The sequence below is a fragment of the Polynucleobacter sp. JS-JIR-II-c23 genome (genome assembly GCF_035011225.1).
In the GTDB taxonomy this organism is placed as follows: domain Bacteria; phylum Pseudomonadota; class Gammaproteobacteria; order Burkholderiales; family Burkholderiaceae; genus Polynucleobacter.
Genome location: NZ_JAYGQT010000001.1, coordinates 658,950 through 676,622, shown reverse-complemented (window position 1 = coordinate 676,622; position 17,673 = coordinate 658,950). Strand labels below are relative to the sequence as shown.

The 17,673-nt window shown below is 44.5% G+C and carries 19 protein-coding genes and 1 tRNA gene; 10 read left to right on the top strand and 10 right to left on the bottom strand.

Annotated features, from left to right (window positions below):
* Positions 1-133: 133 nt before the first annotated feature.
* Positions 134-1,318 carry a pyridoxal-phosphate-dependent aminotransferase family protein gene (locus VC159_RS03590; RefSeq protein WP_323472749.1) on the bottom strand — a complete coding sequence of 395 codons (1,185 nt, stop codon included), beginning with the start codon at positions 1,316-1,318 and terminating at the stop codon, positions 134-136.
* A 216-nt stretch (positions 1,319-1,534) separates the two neighbouring features.
* Here VC159_RS03590 and VC159_RS03585 point away from each other — a divergent pair, with 216 nt between their 5' ends.
* Together VC159_RS03585 and VC159_RS03580 are read left to right on the top strand one after the other, a co-directional pair.
* The gene (locus VC159_RS03585) at positions 1,535-2,221 is read left to right on the top strand and encodes a GntR family transcriptional regulator (protein WP_072583974.1); all 687 of its coding nucleotides are present in this window, start codon (positions 1,535-1,537) and stop codon (positions 2,219-2,221) included.
* On the top strand, positions 2,218-5,307 hold the full coding sequence (locus VC159_RS03580; protein ID WP_323472748.1) for an FAD-binding and (Fe-S)-binding domain-containing protein: 3,090 nt from the start codon (positions 2,218-2,220) through the stop codon (positions 5,305-5,307). Before VC159_RS03585 ends, VC159_RS03580 begins: the two co-directional genes overlap by 4 nt.
* 32 nt (positions 5,308-5,339) lie before the next feature.
* Here the strand turns inward: VC159_RS03580 and VC159_RS03575 are convergent, their stop codons facing one another.
* From VC159_RS03575 to queG, 3 genes are read right to left on the bottom strand one after another with little or no spacing between them, the layout of a single operon-like run.
* Positions 5,340-5,702: an AzlD domain-containing protein gene (locus tag VC159_RS03575; protein WP_251367703.1), complete on the bottom strand. Its 363-nt coding sequence runs from the start codon at positions 5,700-5,702 to the stop codon at positions 5,340-5,342.
* Entirely contained in the window at positions 5,699-6,484 is a 786-nt protein-coding gene (locus VC159_RS03570) for an AzlC family ABC transporter permease (protein WP_215357660.1), read from the bottom strand. Before VC159_RS03570 ends, VC159_RS03575 begins: the two co-directional genes overlap by 4 nt.
* A gap of 27 nt (positions 6,485-6,511) precedes the next feature.
* A complete protein-coding gene (gene queG, locus VC159_RS03565; RefSeq protein WP_323472747.1) occupies positions 6,512-7,606 on the bottom strand; it encodes a tRNA epoxyqueuosine(34) reductase QueG in 1,095 nt (364 codons plus the stop codon).
* Between the two features lie 43 nt (positions 7,607-7,649).
* Here queG and tsaE point away from each other — a divergent pair, with 43 nt between their 5' ends.
* The 4 genes from tsaE to VC159_RS03545 all read left to right on the top strand — a co-directional run bounded on the left by tsaE (position 7,650) and on the right by VC159_RS03545 (position 10,302).
* Complete coding sequence (tsaE, locus tag VC159_RS03560) at positions 7,650-8,192, top strand: tRNA (adenosine(37)-N6)-threonylcarbamoyltransferase complex ATPase subunit type 1 TsaE (RefSeq protein WP_323472746.1); 543 nt, start codon at positions 7,650-7,652, stop codon at positions 8,190-8,192.
* 14 nt (positions 8,193-8,206) lie between these two features.
* Positions 8,207-9,553 carry an N-acetylmuramoyl-L-alanine amidase gene (locus VC159_RS03555; RefSeq protein ID WP_323472745.1) on the top strand — a complete coding sequence of 449 codons (1,347 nt, stop codon included), beginning with the start codon at positions 8,207-8,209 and terminating at the stop codon, positions 9,551-9,553.
* A gap of 86 nt (positions 9,554-9,639) precedes the next feature.
* Positions 9,640-9,715, top strand: a tRNA-Lys gene (locus tag VC159_RS03550).
* Between the two features lie 113 nt (positions 9,716-9,828).
* Positions 9,829-10,302 carry a hypothetical protein gene (locus tag VC159_RS03545; RefSeq protein WP_323472744.1) on the top strand — a complete coding sequence of 158 codons (474 nt, stop codon included), beginning with the start codon at positions 9,829-9,831 and terminating at the stop codon, positions 10,300-10,302.
* Positions 10,303-10,555: 253 nt separating this feature from the next.
* Here VC159_RS03545 and infA read toward each other — a convergent pair whose 3' ends face one another.
* Together infA and VC159_RS03535 are read right to left on the bottom strand one after the other, a co-directional pair.
* The gene (gene infA / locus VC159_RS03540) at positions 10,556-10,816 is read right to left on the bottom strand and encodes a translation initiation factor IF-1 (protein ID WP_072583618.1); all 261 of its coding nucleotides are present in this window, start codon (positions 10,814-10,816) and stop codon (positions 10,556-10,558) included.
* 85 nt (positions 10,817-10,901) lie between these two features.
* Positions 10,902-11,105, bottom strand: coding sequence for a cold-shock protein (locus VC159_RS03535; RefSeq protein WP_072583619.1), 204 nt, complete (start codon positions 11,103-11,105; stop codon positions 10,902-10,904).
* Between the two features lie 390 nt (positions 11,106-11,495).
* Between VC159_RS03535 and VC159_RS03530 the strand changes: the two genes are divergently transcribed.
* Both VC159_RS03530 and VC159_RS03525 read left to right on the top strand, forming a co-directional pair.
* A complete protein-coding gene (locus VC159_RS03530) occupies positions 11,496-12,197 on the top strand; it encodes a haloacid dehalogenase type II (RefSeq protein WP_416350423.1) in 702 nt (233 codons plus the stop codon).
* Positions 12,198-12,207: 10 nt separating this feature from the next.
* Positions 12,208-12,453, top strand: coding sequence for a hypothetical protein (locus VC159_RS03525; RefSeq protein ID WP_323472743.1), 246 nt, complete (start codon positions 12,208-12,210; stop codon positions 12,451-12,453).
* 26 nt (positions 12,454-12,479) lie between these two features.
* On the opposite strand, the gene VC159_RS03520 is transcribed toward VC159_RS03525, so the two are convergent.
* The 4 genes from VC159_RS03520 to VC159_RS03505 form a co-directional block, all read right to left on the bottom strand.
* Positions 12,480-13,793, bottom strand: coding sequence for a ClC family H(+)/Cl(-) exchange transporter (locus VC159_RS03520; RefSeq protein ID WP_323472742.1), 1,314 nt, complete (start codon positions 13,791-13,793; stop codon positions 12,480-12,482).
* Positions 13,793-14,194 carry a hypothetical protein gene (locus VC159_RS03515; RefSeq protein ID WP_323472741.1) on the bottom strand — a complete coding sequence of 134 codons (402 nt, stop codon included), beginning with the start codon at positions 14,192-14,194 and terminating at the stop codon, positions 13,793-13,795. The genes VC159_RS03520 and VC159_RS03515 overlap by 1 nt, the downstream gene beginning before the upstream one ends.
* Before the next feature lie 134 nt (positions 14,195-14,328).
* Positions 14,329-14,670, bottom strand: coding sequence for a helix-turn-helix domain-containing protein (locus VC159_RS03510; RefSeq protein ID WP_323472740.1), 342 nt, complete (start codon positions 14,668-14,670; stop codon positions 14,329-14,331).
* 42 nt (positions 14,671-14,712) lie between these two features.
* The gene (locus VC159_RS03505; RefSeq protein ID WP_323472739.1) at positions 14,713-15,039 is read right to left on the bottom strand and encodes a hypothetical protein; all 327 of its coding nucleotides are present in this window, start codon (positions 15,037-15,039) and stop codon (positions 14,713-14,715) included.
* A 277-nt stretch (positions 15,040-15,316) separates the two neighbouring features.
* On the opposite strand from VC159_RS03505, the gene VC159_RS03500 reads away from it, so the two are divergent.
* Together VC159_RS03500 and VC159_RS03495 are read left to right on the top strand one after the other, a co-directional pair.
* On the top strand, positions 15,317-15,910 hold the full coding sequence (locus tag VC159_RS03500) for a response regulator transcription factor (protein ID WP_323472738.1): 594 nt from the start codon (positions 15,317-15,319) through the stop codon (positions 15,908-15,910).
* Between the two features lie 3 nt (positions 15,911-15,913).
* On the top strand, positions 15,914-17,671 hold the full coding sequence (locus VC159_RS03495) for a hybrid sensor histidine kinase/response regulator (protein ID WP_323472737.1): 1,758 nt from the start codon (positions 15,914-15,916) through the stop codon (positions 17,669-17,671).
* Positions 17,672-17,673 lie beyond the last annotated feature (2 nt).

Genomic DNA, 17,673 nt, shown 5'->3' with positions numbered 1-17,673 from the left:
CTATCTCGAATATGGTGTATTTACTTCATGCACTTCTATATAAGTACTTGAATTATAAGGGGTGTAGCCAGATTGAACCTGAGGAATCTAGCTCCACCCACCCTAATTCGCTCTAAGTTGCCCTAAGTACTTCTTATTTAAGGAACTCTTGGGCTGCAACGACTCCGCTGGCCTTCGGTTTGTAACCCATAGAACCCAGACTCATCTCTACCCCACTGAGGGCGGCCATCAAGCTCAATTCATTGCAATCGCCTAAATGGCCAATGCGGAATGCCTTGCCTTTGATCTTGCCTAAACCTGTTCCCAAGGAGAGGTTGAATTTCTCTAGTGCATGTTTACGCAATACATCGGCATCCATACCCTCTGGTGTTGCAATACAAGTCAACACTGGTGAGTAGCAGTCTTTATCTTGACACTGAATTTCTAGACCCCATGCATTGACTGCTTCACGACAAGCAGCAGCTAAACGCTGGTGACGTGCAAAGATCGTATCTAATCCTTCGGCCATCATCATGTCCATGGCTTCATGTAAACCGTACATCAAATTGGTGCTCGGCGTAGTTGGCCAATATCCATTTTTATTAGACTCTAGGATCTCATCCCAAGCCCAATACGATTTATGTATTTTGTTTTTTTCACTGACTTCAATTGCACGTGGTGATAAAGCATTAAAGCCAATTCCAGGTGGCAACATCAGGCCTTTTTGTGAGCCAGAGATAGTAACGTCCGCGCCCCACTTGTCATGCTCGTAATCAGCTGAACCCAAGCCAGATACACTGTCTACGAGCAATAAGGCTGGATGCTTTAAGGAATCAATTGCTTTACGAACCGCTGCAATATTGGAAGTAACGCCAGTTGAAGTTTCGTTATGCACTACGCAAACAGCTTTGATCTCATGACCAGTATCTTTACGTAAGCGCTCTTCAATCACAGATGCATCTACACCCCAACGCCAAGAATCTTGCCCCGCTTTACCAACTACCTCAACATCCAAACCAAGACGCTTACCAAGTGCACGCCACAAGTTTGCAAATTGACCAGTTTCATAGAACAACACTTTGTCACCAGGATTGAGAACGTTGACTAATGCACCTTCCCAAGCGCCAGTTCCGGATGCGGAATAAATAATGACCGGTTGCTCAGTTTTAAAAATCTTTTTGATGCCCTCTAGTACCTTCAGACCGAATGCACCGAACTCTGGACCACGGTGATCGATAGTTTGATAGCTAATGGCGCGGAGTACGCGTGGAGGCACAGGACTTGGGCCAGGGATATGTAAAAAATGGCGTCCTGATGCGTGGTTATCAAGTTTCAACATGCTTTGTCTCACTTTTAAAGTGTTTATAGGTAGTTATTTCTGCTGCTAGTGTATGACAATTTTTGGGAAATTTCCATTTTGTATACAAATTATTTGAAATAATCCTCAGAATAAAGCCTAAATTAAGCATTTAAAGGCTGTATTTATGCTTTAAGATGGTTTATTCTTATTTTGTATACAAATTAAGAAGCTGAGAGCTTAACTAAAGGTTGATCCATGACGGTAGTAGAACAGCCAAATTCACAAAATTTGCATGAAGCGACTTTCGAGAAGCTGAGATCCCTCTTGGTCGAGGGCAAGATTGCCCCTGGCAGCAAATTGAATGAACGTGAATTGGCTGAGAGCCTCAACGTCTCCCGCACCCCCATTCGTGAGGCGATTCGCCGTTTGGCAGCTGAAGGTCTGGTGGAGCTGATCGCCAATCGTGGTGCAATTGCTGTGCAACTCAGCCTTGCAGATGTATTAAATACCTTCGATGTCATTGCAGACCTAGAAGGTTTCTCTGGGGAATTGGCAGCCAACAATATTAGCGATGCCACGCTCTCTGAATTAGAAGCCCTCCAATATGAAATGATGGCCTCTTATGCACGCCGTGATTTATCGAGTTATTACAAGCTCAATTTACGCATTCATCATCTGATTAATCAGGCAGCAAACAATCCTGTTTTATCAAAACTCTTTACCCAAGTGAATGCGCGCATTGAAGCATTACGATTTCGCTCCAATCAAGATGGCGTCAAGTGGGAAAAGGCTGTGGAAGAGCATCAAGAAATGCTCGATGCCCTTAAAGCACGAGATAGTGTCCGCATGAGAAAAATTATGATCCAACACGTCAGAAATAAACGCGATGTCGTTGCTCAATTACTCCAATCAGAATCCCTGTCAGAAGCTACCAAATCATGAATAAACCCTTAGATCTTAAAGAACTCATGGTTGATCAAGCAGCTTTAGCAGCACGTCTTCGCAAGGAGACTTCAGGTGAAGTGATGACTGATAGTGCGAGTCGCGGGCGCTATGCAACCGATGCCTCGATCTATCAAGCCATGCCTGTTGCAGTCTTTGTGCCGAAAACTGCGCAAGATATTGCTAGCGCAATTCAGATAGCAGCAGAGATGGGCGTGCCTGTGCTACCCCGTGGCGGTGGCACAAGTCAGTGCGGTCAAACTACTGGCGCAGCACTAATTATTGATAACACCAAATACTTCAGAAATGTTTTAGATCTCAATCTGGATAAGGGTTATGTTGAAGTTGAGCCAGGCATTGTGCTGGACCACCTCAATGGCTCGCTCAAGCAACATGGTCTTTGGTACCCAGTGGATGTTTCTACTGCTGGACAAGCCACGATTGGTGGTATGGCTGGTAATAACTCTTGCGGTAGCCGCTCGATTGCTTACGGCAATATGGTGCATAACGTTTTGGGTATTGATGCCTGGTTAGCAGATGGCAGAATTGCCAACTTCAGCGATTACGCAAGTAGCACTGGGGCTGCTAAGCAGCTAGGTGACTTCGTTAAAAACCTAGCCGCCACCCTCCAACCAGAAATCGAGGCACGCTTTCCGAAGGTATTGCGACGTGTAGCTGGCTATAACCTCGATATCTTTCATCCACAGAGTGAGTTGCCTTACACAAAAGATGGCAGCGTCAATCTAGCCCACCTTCTAGTTGGTAGCGAAGGCACCCTTGGGTACTTTAAGTCACTCAAACTCAAGCTAGCGCCTTTACCGCAACATAAAGTATTGGGTATTGTGAACTTCGCCAGCTTTTATAAAGCGATGGATAGCGCCCAACATATTGTGAAGCTCGGCCCTACTGCAGTTGAACTAGTAGATCGCACCATGATTGATTTAGCACGCAGCAACCCTAGCTTTAAGAAAACGATCGAGACCGCCTTAATTGATCACACAGCACAAACTCCAGAAGCCATCTTGTTGGTTGAGTTTTCCGGTGAGTCTCATGCACCATTGCTTGAGAAGCTCAAAGCACTACAAGAACTCATGAGTGACCTGGGCTTGCCTGGATCTGTTGTGCCGATGCCCGATGCTTCCCCACAAAAGAACTTATGGGAAGTGCGCAAAGCAGGCCTAAATATCATGATGAGCCTTAAGGGCGACGGTAAGCCGGTGAGCTTTATTGAAGACTGTGCTGTTCCGCTAGAAAGTTTGGCCGAATATACCCAAGCCTTAACAGATGTGTTTTCTAAATATGGCTCACGTGGCACTTGGTATGCTCATGCCTCTGTGGGCACATTGCATGTCCGGCCTATTTTGGATATGCGCAGAGATGGCGCTCAGAAGATGCGTGCAGTTGCTGATGAGGCTTCTGCCTTGGTACGTAAGTACAAAGGGGCCTATAGCGGTGAGCATGGCGATGGCCTCTGTCGTGGCGAATGGATCTCTTGGCAGTTTGGCCCCAAGATCACTGAAGCCCTCGCAGAAATCAAATACGCTTTTGACCCTAAGGGATTATTTAATCCAGGAAAGATCATCAATCCACCCAAGATGGATGATGCGAGCAACTTTAGATTTCCACCAAGCTATAAAGTTATTCCATTGCAACCTGCATTAGATTGGTCTGCCTGGAACGTTCAGAACGATCCCGTCACAGAAGCAACAACCGCGCCTGGCACTGGCGGCGATCCCGCCATGGGCTTAGCTAAAGCAGTGGAGATGTGCAATAACAATGGCCACTGCCGCAAGTTTGATGCTGAAGTGATGTGCCCAAGCTATCGCGTAACGCGTGATGAGAAACACCTCACCCGCGGCAGAGCAAATACCTTGCGTCTAGCGCTTTCGAATCAACTCGATCTAAAAAGTGGAACATCGCCCGAATCTTCTCCATTAGCAAGCGACGCCATAAAAGATGTGATGGAGTTGTGTGTGAGCTGTAAAGCTTGCCGTCGTGAGTGCCCTACTGGCGTAGACATGGCCAAGATGAAGATTGAGTTCTTATCTGCCTACAAGAAGCGTGTTGGTCATTCATTACGAGATCTAGCAGTTGCCTATTTACCTAAATATGCCAACACGATAAGCGCTATTCCATTTCTACCGGCCTTACTCAACTTACGCAATCACATTAAGCCTATTGCAACACTTCAAGAGTGGGTCATGGGGATTTCTGCGCAAAGAAGCTTGCCGATTTGGAAGAGTAAAACTTTCTGGAATCAGAAAGCGGCCAACGCTTATCAATATAGCCCAGAACAATTGGCTAGTAATACTGATGGCAAAGGCGTAGTTCTATTGGCAGATACCTTTAACGCTTACTTTGAAGATGAGAATCTCCAAGCTGCATTAAAAGTGCTCAATGCTGCTGGCTATCGCGTGCACATTCCTCACAAGAGTCAAACCAATAAAACAAAGCAAGCCAATGCTAATGAAAATAGTTGCTCTAAAGAATTTTGCTGTGGCAGAACCTATTTAGCTGCAGGCATGGTGGATAAAGCCAAGGAAACTCTTGGTGAATTGGTTGATCACCTCGCGCCCTACGCAGATAAGAACATTCCAATTATTGGTTTAGAGCCTTCTTGTCTCTTTACCTTAAAGGATGAGTCCTTAGTAATGGGTTTTGGCGATCGTGCTGTCAGTGTTTCTAAACAAGCGCAATTGCTCGAAGAGTTTTTGGCTAGCGAAGTACGAGCAGGCAAGCTCAAATTGAATCTCAAAGCAGCTGATAAGTCAGTATTGTTTCATGGTCACTGTCATCAGAAAGCATTTGCTGCAGTGACCCCTGCAATGGAATTACTCAAACTTATTCCGAATGCAGAGCCTAAGCTGATTGAGTCTTCTTGCTGCGGTATGGCCGGAAGCTTTGGCTATGAAGCCGAACATATTGAAGTATCCAAGCAAATGGCAGAAGCTAGTCTTTTGCCTAGCATTCGGAAATCACCAGATAGCTGGGTAGTTGCTGATGGCACCAGCTGCCGTCACCAAATTGCCGATGGCACCCAAAGAGAAGCTGTGCATATCGCCAAAATATTGGCGGCGCATCTATAAGAGCAAAAGAGGATGGGGCGGCGTATTTTTATTTAACGAATTACGCCGTAACCCACCATCAGCAAAGTTCCTGTCAGTAAGGCAGGAACCAATCGCTTGGTAGGTTTAGAGATCATCACGCCGATAGCTAAGGCACAAATCAGCGCTCGTATCCACAAGGGTACGGTTGCCATCAGGCCGAGTGGCATCACAATCAAGCGAATAGTTAAAGCGGCAACCATCGCATAAGTGACAGCAGCCAACCAGCGGAAGATCTCGCTATCTTGATTGATGCTTTGCGATAGCAGGACACCAATTGCGCGACAGAAGTAAGTACCCAGACAGGCGCCCACTAAAGCAATCCACAAACCCCAACCCGAGAGCGCGTTAGTCATGGTGTTGATCGTATCCATCATCCAACTACTCCAGTTTTCTTGCGCAAGAACTTGCGATCAATAAAGTAAGCCATGGTTCCGGAAACCAATCCCGCGGTTAATAGGCTGGTATCGCGATCTACTATAAAGAAGATGGGGCCAAAGATACATCCCAAGCAAATCGCAATACGATTAATCCAAGGCTTTACCTCGGTAAAGGTCAACAAGAAAAACAAGGGGTTAATAAAGACTAAACCTAGGGTCACAGCGGGTGGCACCATACCCGCCAAGTAAAAACCCAGAATGGTTCCCGGAATAGAGATCAACCAACACAACAATCCTAAGCCAACAAAATAACTCAGGCGATGCTTCACCTCAATCGCATGAAACTCGCGCATGGAGATAGCCCATGCCGTCATCGCTAATAGATGAACCGAAGCATAGAGACTACGATTGCGATCCTTTTGATGAAACTGCGGAAAGAGTGTCACCGTCATCGTAATGAAGCGCGTAGATGTGAGCGTGACTGCTAAAGCAATAGCCACAACTGATGAGCCGGTAATGGCCATCTCAAGCAAGACAACCTGCCCTGGTAATGCGAACATAAAGAAGGAAGTAAAGGTCGTAAACCAAACATCAAAGCCGTTGGTTTTACCCATTGCTCCGAAGCCCACCATGCCAGCAAAGAGCACCATCGCAGGAGCACCCGCTGCATCCCGAATACCAGACCAAAATGCATCGCTGGGACTTTTAAAGCGTTCTGCAGCCGACTCTTCTAGCGCGATTTCGCTAGGATCAATATAGGGCTGGTCTGCGGATGACATGACTTAATTGTAAGCTTTGTAGGACTTCTAGGTCTTCAGGGCCCATTCAATATGCTCAGCCACTAGAGCATCGACTTGGCCAAGCGCCTCACTTAAAGCTGCGCGTATTGCTGGCTTATCGCCATCTGCTACAGCGGAACTTGCCAGCGCATTACCCATTGCCACAGCCAGATTACGGCGCCAGCGGCTATAGCCAATTCTACGAATGGCACTGCCTTCATGGCGTTGCTCAAACTCAGCCTCAGTCCAGGACCACAGGTGTAAAAGTGATGCCTGCCCCAAGCCATGACGTCTTGCAAAATCTGGTAACTCTGTGCGTTTGGCAAATTTATTCCAAGGACAAATCAGTTGGCAATCATCGCAACCGTAGATACGATTACCCATGGCGCTTCTAAATTCAACTGGTATAGCTTCAGGATTTTCGATGGTGAGATAAGAGATACATCTACGTGCGTCTAATTGATATGGCGCAGTAATAGCTTGAGTAGGACAAATATCGATACAAGAGGTGCAGGTACCGCAATGCTCTTCAATCTCTTGATCCAATGGAAGTGGTACATCCACCAAGATCTCACCCAAGAAAAACGTTGAGCCAGACTCTCGATTCAGTAATAGTGTGTGTTTGCCACGCCAACCTAAACCCGCCTTACGTGCCAACTCAACCTCCATTAGCGGAGCCGAGTCTGTGAACACGCGATAACCCAATTTACCAATGCGCTCTTCAATGCGTTGGGCAAATTCTTGCAAGCGATTACGGAGTACCTTGTGATAATCACGCCCTCTGGCGTACATGGAGACCACTGCCTGAGTGGGATCTTTTAACCTTTGCCACTCAGTATCGAAATCGGTTTCGGGTGGGAGGTAGTTCATGGATACACAAATGACGCGCACAGTACCGGGCACCAATAGCTCGGGATGAGAGCGTAATTCAGCATGGCGCTCCATATACTCCATGTGGCCATGACGCCCCTCAGCCAGCCATTCCTGCAAACGTTCTGTTGCAGACCCTAAATGGGTGTCGGTAATGCGTAAGCCATCAAATCCTAAGGATGCAGCCTGCTCCCCAAGCCAATCACGTAGATTGGACTCATCTAAAGGTTGAGGACTGGTAGATAAAGGCATATGGAATACAGAATGTAGCGCAATAATTGAATAAACTAGGGGAATGGCTCAAACACAGGCAACCACGGCAATTCCGCTCACTGCAATAGAACTCTATTGTAGGCAGGAAGCCGATACCGCTTCTCTTGCTAAGCAACTGGCGGCTCGTTTTGAGCAATTTCTGACTAAGCAGCCAGGTTCACACTTAAATATCTCTTTAGAGGGTGATCTTGGCGCCGGCAAAACAACCTTTGCAAGATACCTCATTCAAGCATTGGGTCATGAGGGCAAGGTAAAGAGTCCTACTTACACTTTGTGCGAACCCTATCCACTCACTTTAAAAGATCAAGCAATCACTGTTCACCACTTTGATTTGTATCGCATGCGTGATCGCCTGGAATGGCAAGAAGCGGGATTTGCAGAGCATTTTGATGTTCCGGGTATTTGCTTAATCGAATGGCCAGAAAAAGCAGAAGGCACTTTGCCAAATTTTGATATTCAGATTCTGTTATCTGCAGGCGCAGACGAGAATGAGCGCTCGATCACTATTAATGCCTTATCTATTGAAGGTAAAGCTGTAGTCGATGATATTCAAATCCCTCAGTAATGACTAAATAGTGAATGGGCAATAAAAAGATCAACCTCTCTAGAAGGCAGCATCTTAAGACTTCTGCGAAGCTCTTGAGCTTTGCCCTTCTTCTTACCGAGATAGACATTGCTTGGGGTGCCAAGATCTTAGGTGTGCGTGTCTGGCCTTCCGAAGACTACACCCGCGTTACCTTGGAGTCCGATACACCATTGCCTATTACCCAGCAGATTCTGACTAACCCCGATCGCTTGGTGGTTGACGTGCAAGGATTGGAGCTCAATCCCACTCTGAAAGATCTGGTAGCAAAAGTAAAGCCAAACGATCCCTATATCTCGCAAGTTCGCGTTGGCCAGTTTCAGCCAGGAGTTGTGCGTTTGGTATTTGACTTAAAAGAACCGATCAAGCCACAGCTCTTTACGCTTGATCCCATTGGTGAGTACAACTACCGCATGGTGTTTGACCTCTACCCCACTACGCCACCAGATCCATTAATGGCTTTAGTGAGAAGTAGCGCCAAGAAAGAAAGTGCTCTTGAAAAATCAAATGAAGAAGTGGATCTGATTGCGCAGTTCGCCACCAAGAAAGAAAAAGAGCTGGCTAAAACTCCAGCAGCACCAGTTGCACAAGCCATTCCAGACCCCAAGGAATTGCCAGCGCCTGCTAAGTACAAGCGCTTGATCACAATTGCAATTGATCCTGGCCATGGCGGTGAAGATCCTGGCGCCATCGGTGCAGCCGGCTCACGAGAAAAGAATGTCGTGCTTGCAATTGCTAAGAGACTCAAAGACAAGATTGAAGGCGAAGCCTACATGCGCCCTTTCTTAACTAGAGATGGCGATTACTTTGTGCCACTTCATGTGAGAGTTCAAAAAGCTAGACGTGTTGAAGCGGATTTATTTGTATCAATCCATGCAGATGCTTTTATTGAAAGAAACGCCAAGGGAGCATCCGTATTTGCACTTTCTCAAATGGGAGCCAGCAGTACTGCTGCCAGATGGATGGCGAACAAAGAAAATGCTTCTGACCTTATTGGCGGCATCAATATCAAGACTCAAGACAGGCAAGTTGCTAACTTGCTATTGGATATGTCGACTACGGCCCAGATCAAAGACTCACTACAGGTAGGCAACTCCATTTTGAAGCAAATTGGTGGATTTGCACCCCTACATAAGGGGAAGGTGGAGCAAGCCAGCTTTGCGGTATTGAAGGCTCCAGACATTCCCTCAATCCTGGTTGAGACGGCCTTTATTAGCAACCCACAAGAGGAAGCCCGATTAAACGATGATGGCTACCAAGACCGGATTGCAGAGGCTATTTTGAAGGGAATTAAGGACTATTTTTCTAAAAATCCTCCAGTGGCCAGACGGGTCAACTCCTAGGAACTTGTAAGTACAAGGGCTGAGGGGCAGACCCCACAAACCCAGGGAAGACCTACAAACTTCTTGCTATAATTTATGGCTTAACTGGGTCGGTAGCTCAGTCGGTAGAGCAGCGGACTTTTAATCCGTTGGTCGCGAGTTCGAATCTCGCCCGACCCACCAGTTATACAAAAGCCACCTTCGGGTGGCTTTTTCTTTGGGGTCCAGGCGTTTGGATTACAGAAGTTAATTTGGGGTAATGTATGCCTAATATTGCTTAATTTGGAGATGCAATAGTGCCATTCAAAAAATTACTGAGCATTACTTTGTTCGCCCTCTTGGCAGGATGTCAGAGCATGGGGTATCAGGAAGGCGCCGCCCCCGTGAATCCCGGCGGAGATGTCACCCTTACCTTTAATCGCACAAGTACGGTTCTTTTTGGACTTGTGAAAAGTGCCCAAGTTTATGTGGATGGCCTTAAAGTCTGTGTCATCCCCAATGCAGGTAATTGCACCGTAAACATACCTTCAGGAAAACATACTCTTAAGGTAGACGGCACAATGTCCGGCTCTTTCGGCGTATTTTCTCAAACCTATCAATTTGACAGCGGTAAAACCTATCGATTTGTTATTTCGCCAAATAGATCTGAAATGCTTTTAGAAGATCCTAGCGGCCCCGTAGGATTCATAGCTGAACCTACATACTACGAGCTCAATAAAACTGCTAACAGCAGCGATAACGGCGAGTTCACTATGAGACCAGCTGATTAGTCGTCAGTGATTGATTAGTCGCGAGTTCTAATCTCGCCCGACCTACTAGTTATAAAAAGGGATTACAGAAATGTGGTCCCTCTTCTGTTGGTTGTTTGGAATGTGTCGGTAACTTATGGTGGCAATAGGCCCCCAAATAAAAAACCACCCGAAGGTGGTTTTAGTATTTCTTGCTTGCCTGGGGCCGCATCAAACAGGGCCTGAGATTCTTGGCAAATATTAATTTAACTTGCAGTTTTAAACCTCAAAGCTATCAATATCGTCTCTTAGGCGCACCAGCAAAAGATTGCTTCTTCTCAAGATGTCTAAATGTAATGCGGCCTTTGCTCAAGTCATACGCGGAGATCTCCAAAGAAACCTTATCTCCTGCCAATATACGGATGTGATTTTTTTTCATTTTTCCCGCTGTATAGGCAATAAGCTTATGGCCATTATCTAAAGTAATCCGATAACGAGAATCTGGCAGAATTTCATCAACAAGACCTTCCATTTCAAGTAACTCTTCTTTTGCCATTTAACATCCTTTATAAAAATAAAAAGCCCAGTCATGCTGGGCTTTAGGCCAGGAAAATAATTTCCGCCTGGTATTTGCTGCTGATTTAAACAGGTTGAATATTGGATGCTAACTTGCCTTTAGGGCCAGTAGTAATATCAAAAGTCACTTTTTGACCTTCAGCTAAAGACTTAAATCCGCTGCTATTAATTGCTGAAAAATGGGCAAATAAATCTTCACCACCGAGTTCAGGGGTAATAAAGCCGAAGCCTTTAGCGTCGTTAAACCACTTCACAATTCCGTTTGCCATATCTGACTATTCCTTAAAAAAATATAAAAGGGGCTATGCCCCAAATGAGGCGAAAGTCAAGAATGGCGGGGGAGATGCTAAGAAGAACTATCGCAGAACTGCGGTATTAATTAATAGTACAACAACACTATTAGCTTGAAAGTCGCTAAATGTATTTTACTCTACTTTGGTCATAAAAGGGTTACTTACTAACAAATCACCTTCATAACAGCCATAGATAAAGGTAAAAGTGCCTTGGCAATCCGTTGGTCGCAAGCTCAAATATCGCCTGACCCACCAGTAATATCAAGCCCCAAATGAACGTTCGGGGGCTTTTTCTTTGGAGTTCCGCTAATATCCAATAACAGGCGTTCCTTTCCACTAAATATCAATCCAAAAAGAACTTTAAAAATGAGTATGAGCCCAAAAATACTAGCCTTTGATGTCTTTGGAACAGTAGTTGACTGGCATGGATCAATCGCGGCTGAAGCCAAAAGACTCAGCCTGCCAGTTGATCCCAATGAATTCGCTACAGCATGGCGTAATGGTTATAAACCAGCAATGGCTAAGGTGCGCTCTGGAACTCTGCCATGGACAAAGATTGATGATTTACATCGTATGATTCTTGATGACATATTGAAGACATTCAACATTACCTCGTTGTCCGAATCACAAATACATGAGTTAAATCTAGTTTGGCATCGCCTCAATCCCTGGCTAGATACAGTCGAAGGGCTGACAAGATTAAAAAGTAAATTTACTATCGTTACCTTATCTAATGGAAATCTTGGCCTGCTTGCAGATATGACCAAGAATGCAGGACTTCCTTGGGACTTAATTCTTTCAGCAGAAGTATTTCGTCACTACAAGCCTGATCCAGAAACTTATTTAGGTGTCGCGGAGATTTTCAATGTCCTCCCCGAACAGGTCATGCTTGTGGCGGCTCACAAAGATGATCTTCTGTCAGCAAATGCCTGTGGACTTCAAACAGCTTTCATTGAAAGACCAATAGAGTTTGGCCCTAACTTCTCAAGGCAAGATTTGCATCGTGAAGAATTTACCACTTACCACGCCAAAGATCTTATGGACCTTGCAACGCAATTGAATTGCTAATACCAAATTATTGCAACAGGTATCAGGCAGTCGCTCAATCGCATATTCATCCAATAAGACCCAACCCGGGGATTACTTCAATATAGAACCACTCAATGCAGCTACTGAGTCCTGCAATATTGCCCATCAAAATAGCTTTTATCCAGCGCGCCTAGTGGATCAGCGGTACATCAATCACTACACCCCAATTCTGGAGGCTAGACTTAAATTTGCGGGTGAGCGACTGGCTCAGTTACTCAATAAAACCCCTCAATAGACATTAAAGGGATTACAGCTGAGGTTTTATTTGGTTCTATCCATTAATGCATCATAAATAGGTTCTTGTTTTAGCAAGACAGGGATGATGGAGCAAATCACACTAGTAATCAGCAGGGGAATAATTAAGCTCACTTTGCCGCTCATCTCAATTGCGAGCAAAATTCCGGTAAGGGGCGCTCTAACGACTACTGTAAAAAATGCCGCCATTCCCACTAATGCAAAGGCAATGGGATCAAGTTGACCTAGTGCAAGATGGCTCAATAGTGGGTTCATTGCAAGTACAAATAACACGCCAATACCAGAGCCCATCAACAGGATTGGTGAAAATATTCCGCCTGGCACTCCTGTGGAATAACTAATAGGCCCCAGAAAGAAACGGCTAAGCATCAAGAGCATGAGAGGCAGCAAGAAATAGTCTTTACTCAAAATGGATTGAACTTGTAAATCTCCTCCACCCACAAGATTTGGATAAAAATAAGCCAGTGACCCCACTCCAAAACCAATGATCAGCGCTTTGTTCACCGGAGAAATGCCAGAAAATGAATCGGTAATATTTAAGGCGTCAATAATCGTTCGACTATACAGAGTGGCTATGAAACTCAATAGCACTGCAAATACACCATAGCAATACAGACTAAAGCCAGAATCTGGCAACAGCTCGCCAACTACAAATTCAATTGAATCTCCGAAGTAAGCTCGAAACACAATGACGCCTGAAGCCACCGCAGCAATTGACACCATGAGTCTTTTAATGGAGATATTTTTAGATATCTCCTCAAATGAGAATGCAATTCCCGATAGCGGCGCATTAAAAGCCACTGACAATCCTGCGCCAGCTACAGCGGTATATAAAAGTGATTGCTCAACCACTTTATGGCGGAATAATTTTCCACATTCGGAGCCAATAATGGCAGCCATCTGGACCGTTGGCCCCTCCCTGCCCAAAGCCATTCCAGATCCAATGGATAACAAGCCGCCAAAAAATTTAATTGGTAAGGCCCTAAACCTACTAGGTTTAGCTGCCCCGTGCATGACTGCCTCTACATGCTGGATACCACTACCGATTGTCGAAGGCTCTAACTGAACTAACATACGAGCAATTCCTACACAGCCGCTAGTGATGAGCCCCACTACGATAAATCCAGGAATGAACCATTCTTTATCGATGGTATTCAAATAAGCAATAAATGAAAGAAAGTGAATAGTAATGAAATTTAGTGCACCTCTAAATGTGCCGCCCACTATGCCAACCAAAGCCCCTGCAAAGGTAGCCACCAGCAACACCTTAAGAGTGTCGAATGGCGAATCAGGTAAATCTTCTGATTGAATGCTACTCATTATTCACAAAGCCCGGTCAAAAGCAGACTTCCTGAAAAGAAACCAAATGGCTTCTTTTTTCCTTTTACAAACTCATCGATATTCAAATAATCAACAAAGGCTCCGCCACTACCCTCAGCCTTCTGCTCCCAAATTACTTTGTAGGAATTTTTCCCACCAATTGACGGAATTACTTTAGGATTATTAAGGGCATCCATTACGTCCCCAATCACCTTACCGGTACCCTTTATCACAGTAAATTTCTCCCCGGCCCTTGGGCTATCTCGCAATACATCTAGAAAACCATCCGCCTTAATGTAGGCATCGCTCATCACTTGGCACTGGTAAAAATGGGGATCGGCATAGGCTTGCAATGGGGCGACTACTGCAGCCATAAAAAATAGAGTGGTTAAGCGATTCATGGTTTTATCTTTTGGCGACTGTTTAGAAGTGAAAATTTGATGCGAATAGTTACACTCAGTCTACTAGAAATACAAAAGCCACCCTTGGGTGGCTTTTGTATTTTAGCTATATCAATCTTTGGGCTGAATGGTCCTTAATGTAGGCGCTCTGCTGCAGGCAGAGCCAAAGGTGCAGGATTGCCCGTAAACAGCTCATTAGTAGTGAGCCCTGAAGCAAAGAGTTGGGCTAACTCAGGCGGAATATTCTCATTGGCACAATAAATTCCTCTTTGGCAGCCAAACTTTAGAACAATCAACCCTACAGCCGTAAGCCTCTTTAAATGAAAATCCAGCGTCCCTGAGTCCACTCCAAATCTATCAATGATTTCCTTTGGTCTAACCCCGGCTTTGCCGGAACGATAGATGGACATGAATACCTTAAATCTAGTCTCGTGACCAAGAGCTTCAAAAATCGGCAAGTAAAGAGAGATTTCCATATATATCCCCAAACGTTGAGAATCAAGATCTAGCCAAGTGAACTAGTTTGATGTGCCTGTTGTGAAATCCAGGGTAGGCTGCGATTGCCCACGAAAATCTCGCATTGCAATGTCGTGCACTGATTCACCAACTTCTAAGACCTCTTCTCTCACTTCATATTTGATAAGTCGAATTTCTTCGGACAGAGTTTCAGACTTCGGATCCAAATTCGCAGGAATCTGATGCGGATTATTTGGATTGGCGCGAACAGCGTCATCCCCGGCCAATTGGATGTTCGTTGCGGCAATCGCCACAGAACCAAATACGAGCAATACAAGCATCAACAAAGCGACGAGTTGGTGGCGACCAAATATAGAAGTTGATAGCATGGTGGATCTCCGAAAAATTGAACTTGAACCCATCCTAAGAGCGCCACCATCTCTTAGCTATAGCACTTTAGCTCTAGTCACTGAACTGACACATGCACCCGCAACTTAATTCTTAGGAAAACCCTTAAATTAGCGAACCAATCAGGGTCTAGCAAAAGATTATTGATCTTGGTCAAGTGCTTATATAGAGCTAAAGTACTAGAAATAGAAAGATGATGGATGCAATAATCATTCTAGATAAAAACACACCTCAAATAGGCCGAGAATAAGGGTCGCCATGCATTCTGTTTCATTGTTAATCGTTGACGATCATCCGGTTTATCGGGATGCACTTCACCAGTTTTTAACCCGCAAATTTTTCTCATCAGGCAATCAGGTCTTTTCTGCAAATTCCATCACAGAAGGCTTGCAAATTGTCCGCTCCCAAAAATCCAGTTGGATCATCCTCTTAGATCTTCTTATTCCAGACTCTGAAAATCAGCTCTTTGGTATCAAAGAATTCAAAAAGCTGGATGAGGTGGTTGCAATTGCAGCCATTTCTGGCCTTGAAAAGGAAAGCTTAGAAAAAGAATGTCTCGAAGCGGGCTGCAGTATCTTCATACCTAAAAGCAGCGATACCTCATATATCTATGAAAGCCTTTGTAATTTAATGGGCTTAAGCCCTGAAAATTCTAAGCTGGAGCCGCTTACTGATCGACAAAAACAAATACTGACCCACATTTCTAATGGTGACTCTAATAAGATGATCGCCTACTCCCTGAATATTAGCGAGCAGACTGTAAAGATCCATTTGGGCGATATCTTTAAGAAAATTAAAGTATTTAATCGCACCCAGGCAGTCATCAAAGCCAAAGAAAATGGATGGGTCTAAGACATGGATGCTTTCTCCATTCAAAATAACGACGAGCTTCTACTAGAAGAAAAGTATCAGTTTCTTGAGACGGCCTCAAAAACGAATACTGCTGGCACGATCATTGGCCCCTTACTCACTGGAATCTTAGTTTTTCAGGAGGCCGATTTAACAGCGATTCTAATTTGGCTGATCTCCATGTTCATCTGCGTAGTATTCAGAGCCTACATGGTATTTGTCAAAAATAAAGATCAAAACCAATCAACGAAACGTAAGATTCTCAACTTAAATGTGGGTGTTTTTTCTGTGACCGCATGCTGGGGTCTTGGATGGCTGATAGTTACACCAACATTGCCATTTAACCTGCAATGTCTTTATCTCCTCATGAGTTCAACGGCAGTCTTTGTTGGGCTTTATGGTTACTCAATTCATCGATCGACATTCCTATGCTTTGCAGCACCGATATTTATTGGCCAATTCATCATCTCCCTCATTCCTCCGTTTATGTTTCCCTGGCCCATTCTGATGGGTGAATTTGCGTTTTCTTTATATGCCGTCAAGATGGCCTCATATTTTTCTAAATCATGGGTCAAAACAGTTAGCCTGCAAATTCAAAATCAGACGCTAAATAAAGAGCTTGAATCTGAGCGTAATGTTGCAATCGCTGCAAATATTGCTAAATCAAAATTTATTGCTACTGCTAGTCACGATTTACGACAACCTCTTCATGCCGTCAATATTTATCTTGATTTGTTTGAGCCAAACAAGCTAAGCCAAAAAGAAAAAATTAACTTCCTACAAATCAGAAAAAGCATTCAAACCTTAAACTCGATGTTTAAGTCGCTACTAGATTTAAGTAAGCTGGATGCAAATAGCTCGGACAACCTTGAAAAGTCATTCGAACTAATAGAACTTGTGGGATTTTTATCTAATACCTACACCCCCATTGCAAAAAATAAGAATTTAGTTCTGCAGTTTGATTTTATGAATATGGGGATTAATGGAGATAAGCTGCTATTGCAACAGCTGCTCGGGAATTTAATCTCCAACGCCATCCAATACACAGCCTCTGGAACAATATCCATCAAGCTATCCCCCCAAAATGATCATCTTCATATTTTGATTGAAGATACAGGCTGCGGAATTGAACCAGCTCTACTAGATAAAATATTTGATGAATTTTTTAGAGTAGACAGCACCAGAAATATGCACGATGGTCTAGGTCTGGGCCTATCTATTGTTAAAAGGCTTTGCAAGATATCGGGTACTGAGCTCGCCGTTAAATCCACCCCGGGCGTTGGCACTACATTCACACTGCAAACTCAATATTTAGCTCTAGCCATGCATGATGGCGCGGAATCCTCCACTCAAAATACACTGCATGATCACCAAAATCCTCAAGAGTCGCTCTGGGAAACCAAAACCATTGCTGTATTCGAAGATGATCACACTATTTTTGAGGCTTACAAGCAAGCTTTAACCCAGAATGGCTTTGCCGTTCTCTCGTTGCCTGAAAACAGCCAAGAATTAATGAAACAGCTAGCAAACATTAATCATATTGATTGCATCCTGAGTGACTACCGCCTTGAAACTACGACGGGCGATTTGATTATTCAACAACTGAGAGACAGTTTTAGCGTAGATATACCAGCCATCATCATTACAGCCGATACATCACCGCAACATATTCAACTCTTCAAAGAGCTTGATATTGAAGTGCTCTATAAGCCAATCGGTTATAGCGACATTGTCAATGCCATTAAATTACTTTTAAACAAATAACT

What these genes read in the sequence shown, in the direction of transcription:
- VC159_RS03590 (WP_323472749.1), bottom strand. Translation starts at nt 1,318, where the DNA reads ATGTTGAAACTTGATAACCACGCATCAGGACGCCATTTTTTACATATC.
- VC159_RS03585 (WP_072583974.1), top strand. Translation starts at nt 1,535, where the DNA reads ATGACGGTAGTAGAACAGCCAAATTCACAAAATTTGCATGAAGCGACT.
- VC159_RS03580 (WP_323472748.1), top strand. Translation starts at nt 2,218, where the DNA reads ATGAATAAACCCTTAGATCTTAAAGAACTCATGGTTGATCAAGCAGCT.
- VC159_RS03575 (WP_251367703.1), bottom strand. Translation starts at nt 5,702, where the DNA reads ATGATGGATACGATCAACACCATGACTAACGCGCTCTCGGGTTGGGGT.
- VC159_RS03570 (WP_215357660.1), bottom strand. Translation starts at nt 6,484, where the DNA reads ATGTCATCCGCAGACCAGCCCTATATTGATCCTAGCGAAATCGCGCTA.
- queG (WP_323472747.1), bottom strand. Translation starts at nt 7,606, where the DNA reads ATGCCTTTATCTACCAGTCCTCAACCTTTAGATGAGTCCAATCTACGT.
- tsaE (WP_323472746.1), top strand. Translation starts at nt 7,650, where the DNA reads ATGGCTCAAACACAGGCAACCACGGCAATTCCGCTCACTGCAATAGAA.
- VC159_RS03555 (WP_323472745.1), top strand. Translation starts at nt 8,207, where the DNA reads ATGGGCAATAAAAAGATCAACCTCTCTAGAAGGCAGCATCTTAAGACT.
- infA (WP_072583618.1), bottom strand. Translation starts at nt 10,816, where the DNA reads ATGGCAAAAGAAGAGTTACTTGAAATGGAAGGTCTTGTTGATGAAATT.
- VC159_RS03535 (WP_072583619.1), bottom strand. Translation starts at nt 11,105, where the DNA reads ATGGCAAACGGAATTGTGAAGTGGTTTAACGACGCTAAAGGCTTCGGC.
- VC159_RS03530 (WP_416350423.1), top strand. Translation starts at nt 11,496, where the DNA reads ATGAGTATGAGCCCAAAAATACTAGCCTTTGATGTCTTTGGAACAGTA.
- VC159_RS03520 (WP_323472742.1), bottom strand. Translation starts at nt 13,793, where the DNA reads ATGAGTAGCATTCAATCAGAAGATTTACCTGATTCGCCATTCGACACT.
- VC159_RS03515 (WP_323472741.1), bottom strand. Translation starts at nt 14,194, where the DNA reads ATGAATCGCTTAACCACTCTATTTTTTATGGCTGCAGTAGTCGCCCCA.
- VC159_RS03510 (WP_323472740.1), bottom strand. Translation starts at nt 14,670, where the DNA reads ATGGAAATCTCTCTTTACTTGCCGATTTTTGAAGCTCTTGGTCACGAG.
- VC159_RS03505 (WP_323472739.1), bottom strand. Translation starts at nt 15,039, where the DNA reads ATGCTATCAACTTCTATATTTGGTCGCCACCAACTCGTCGCTTTGTTG.
- VC159_RS03500 (WP_323472738.1), top strand. Translation starts at nt 15,317, where the DNA reads ATGCATTCTGTTTCATTGTTAATCGTTGACGATCATCCGGTTTATCGG.
- VC159_RS03495 (WP_323472737.1), top strand. Translation starts at nt 15,914, where the DNA reads ATGGATGCTTTCTCCATTCAAAATAACGACGAGCTTCTACTAGAAGAA.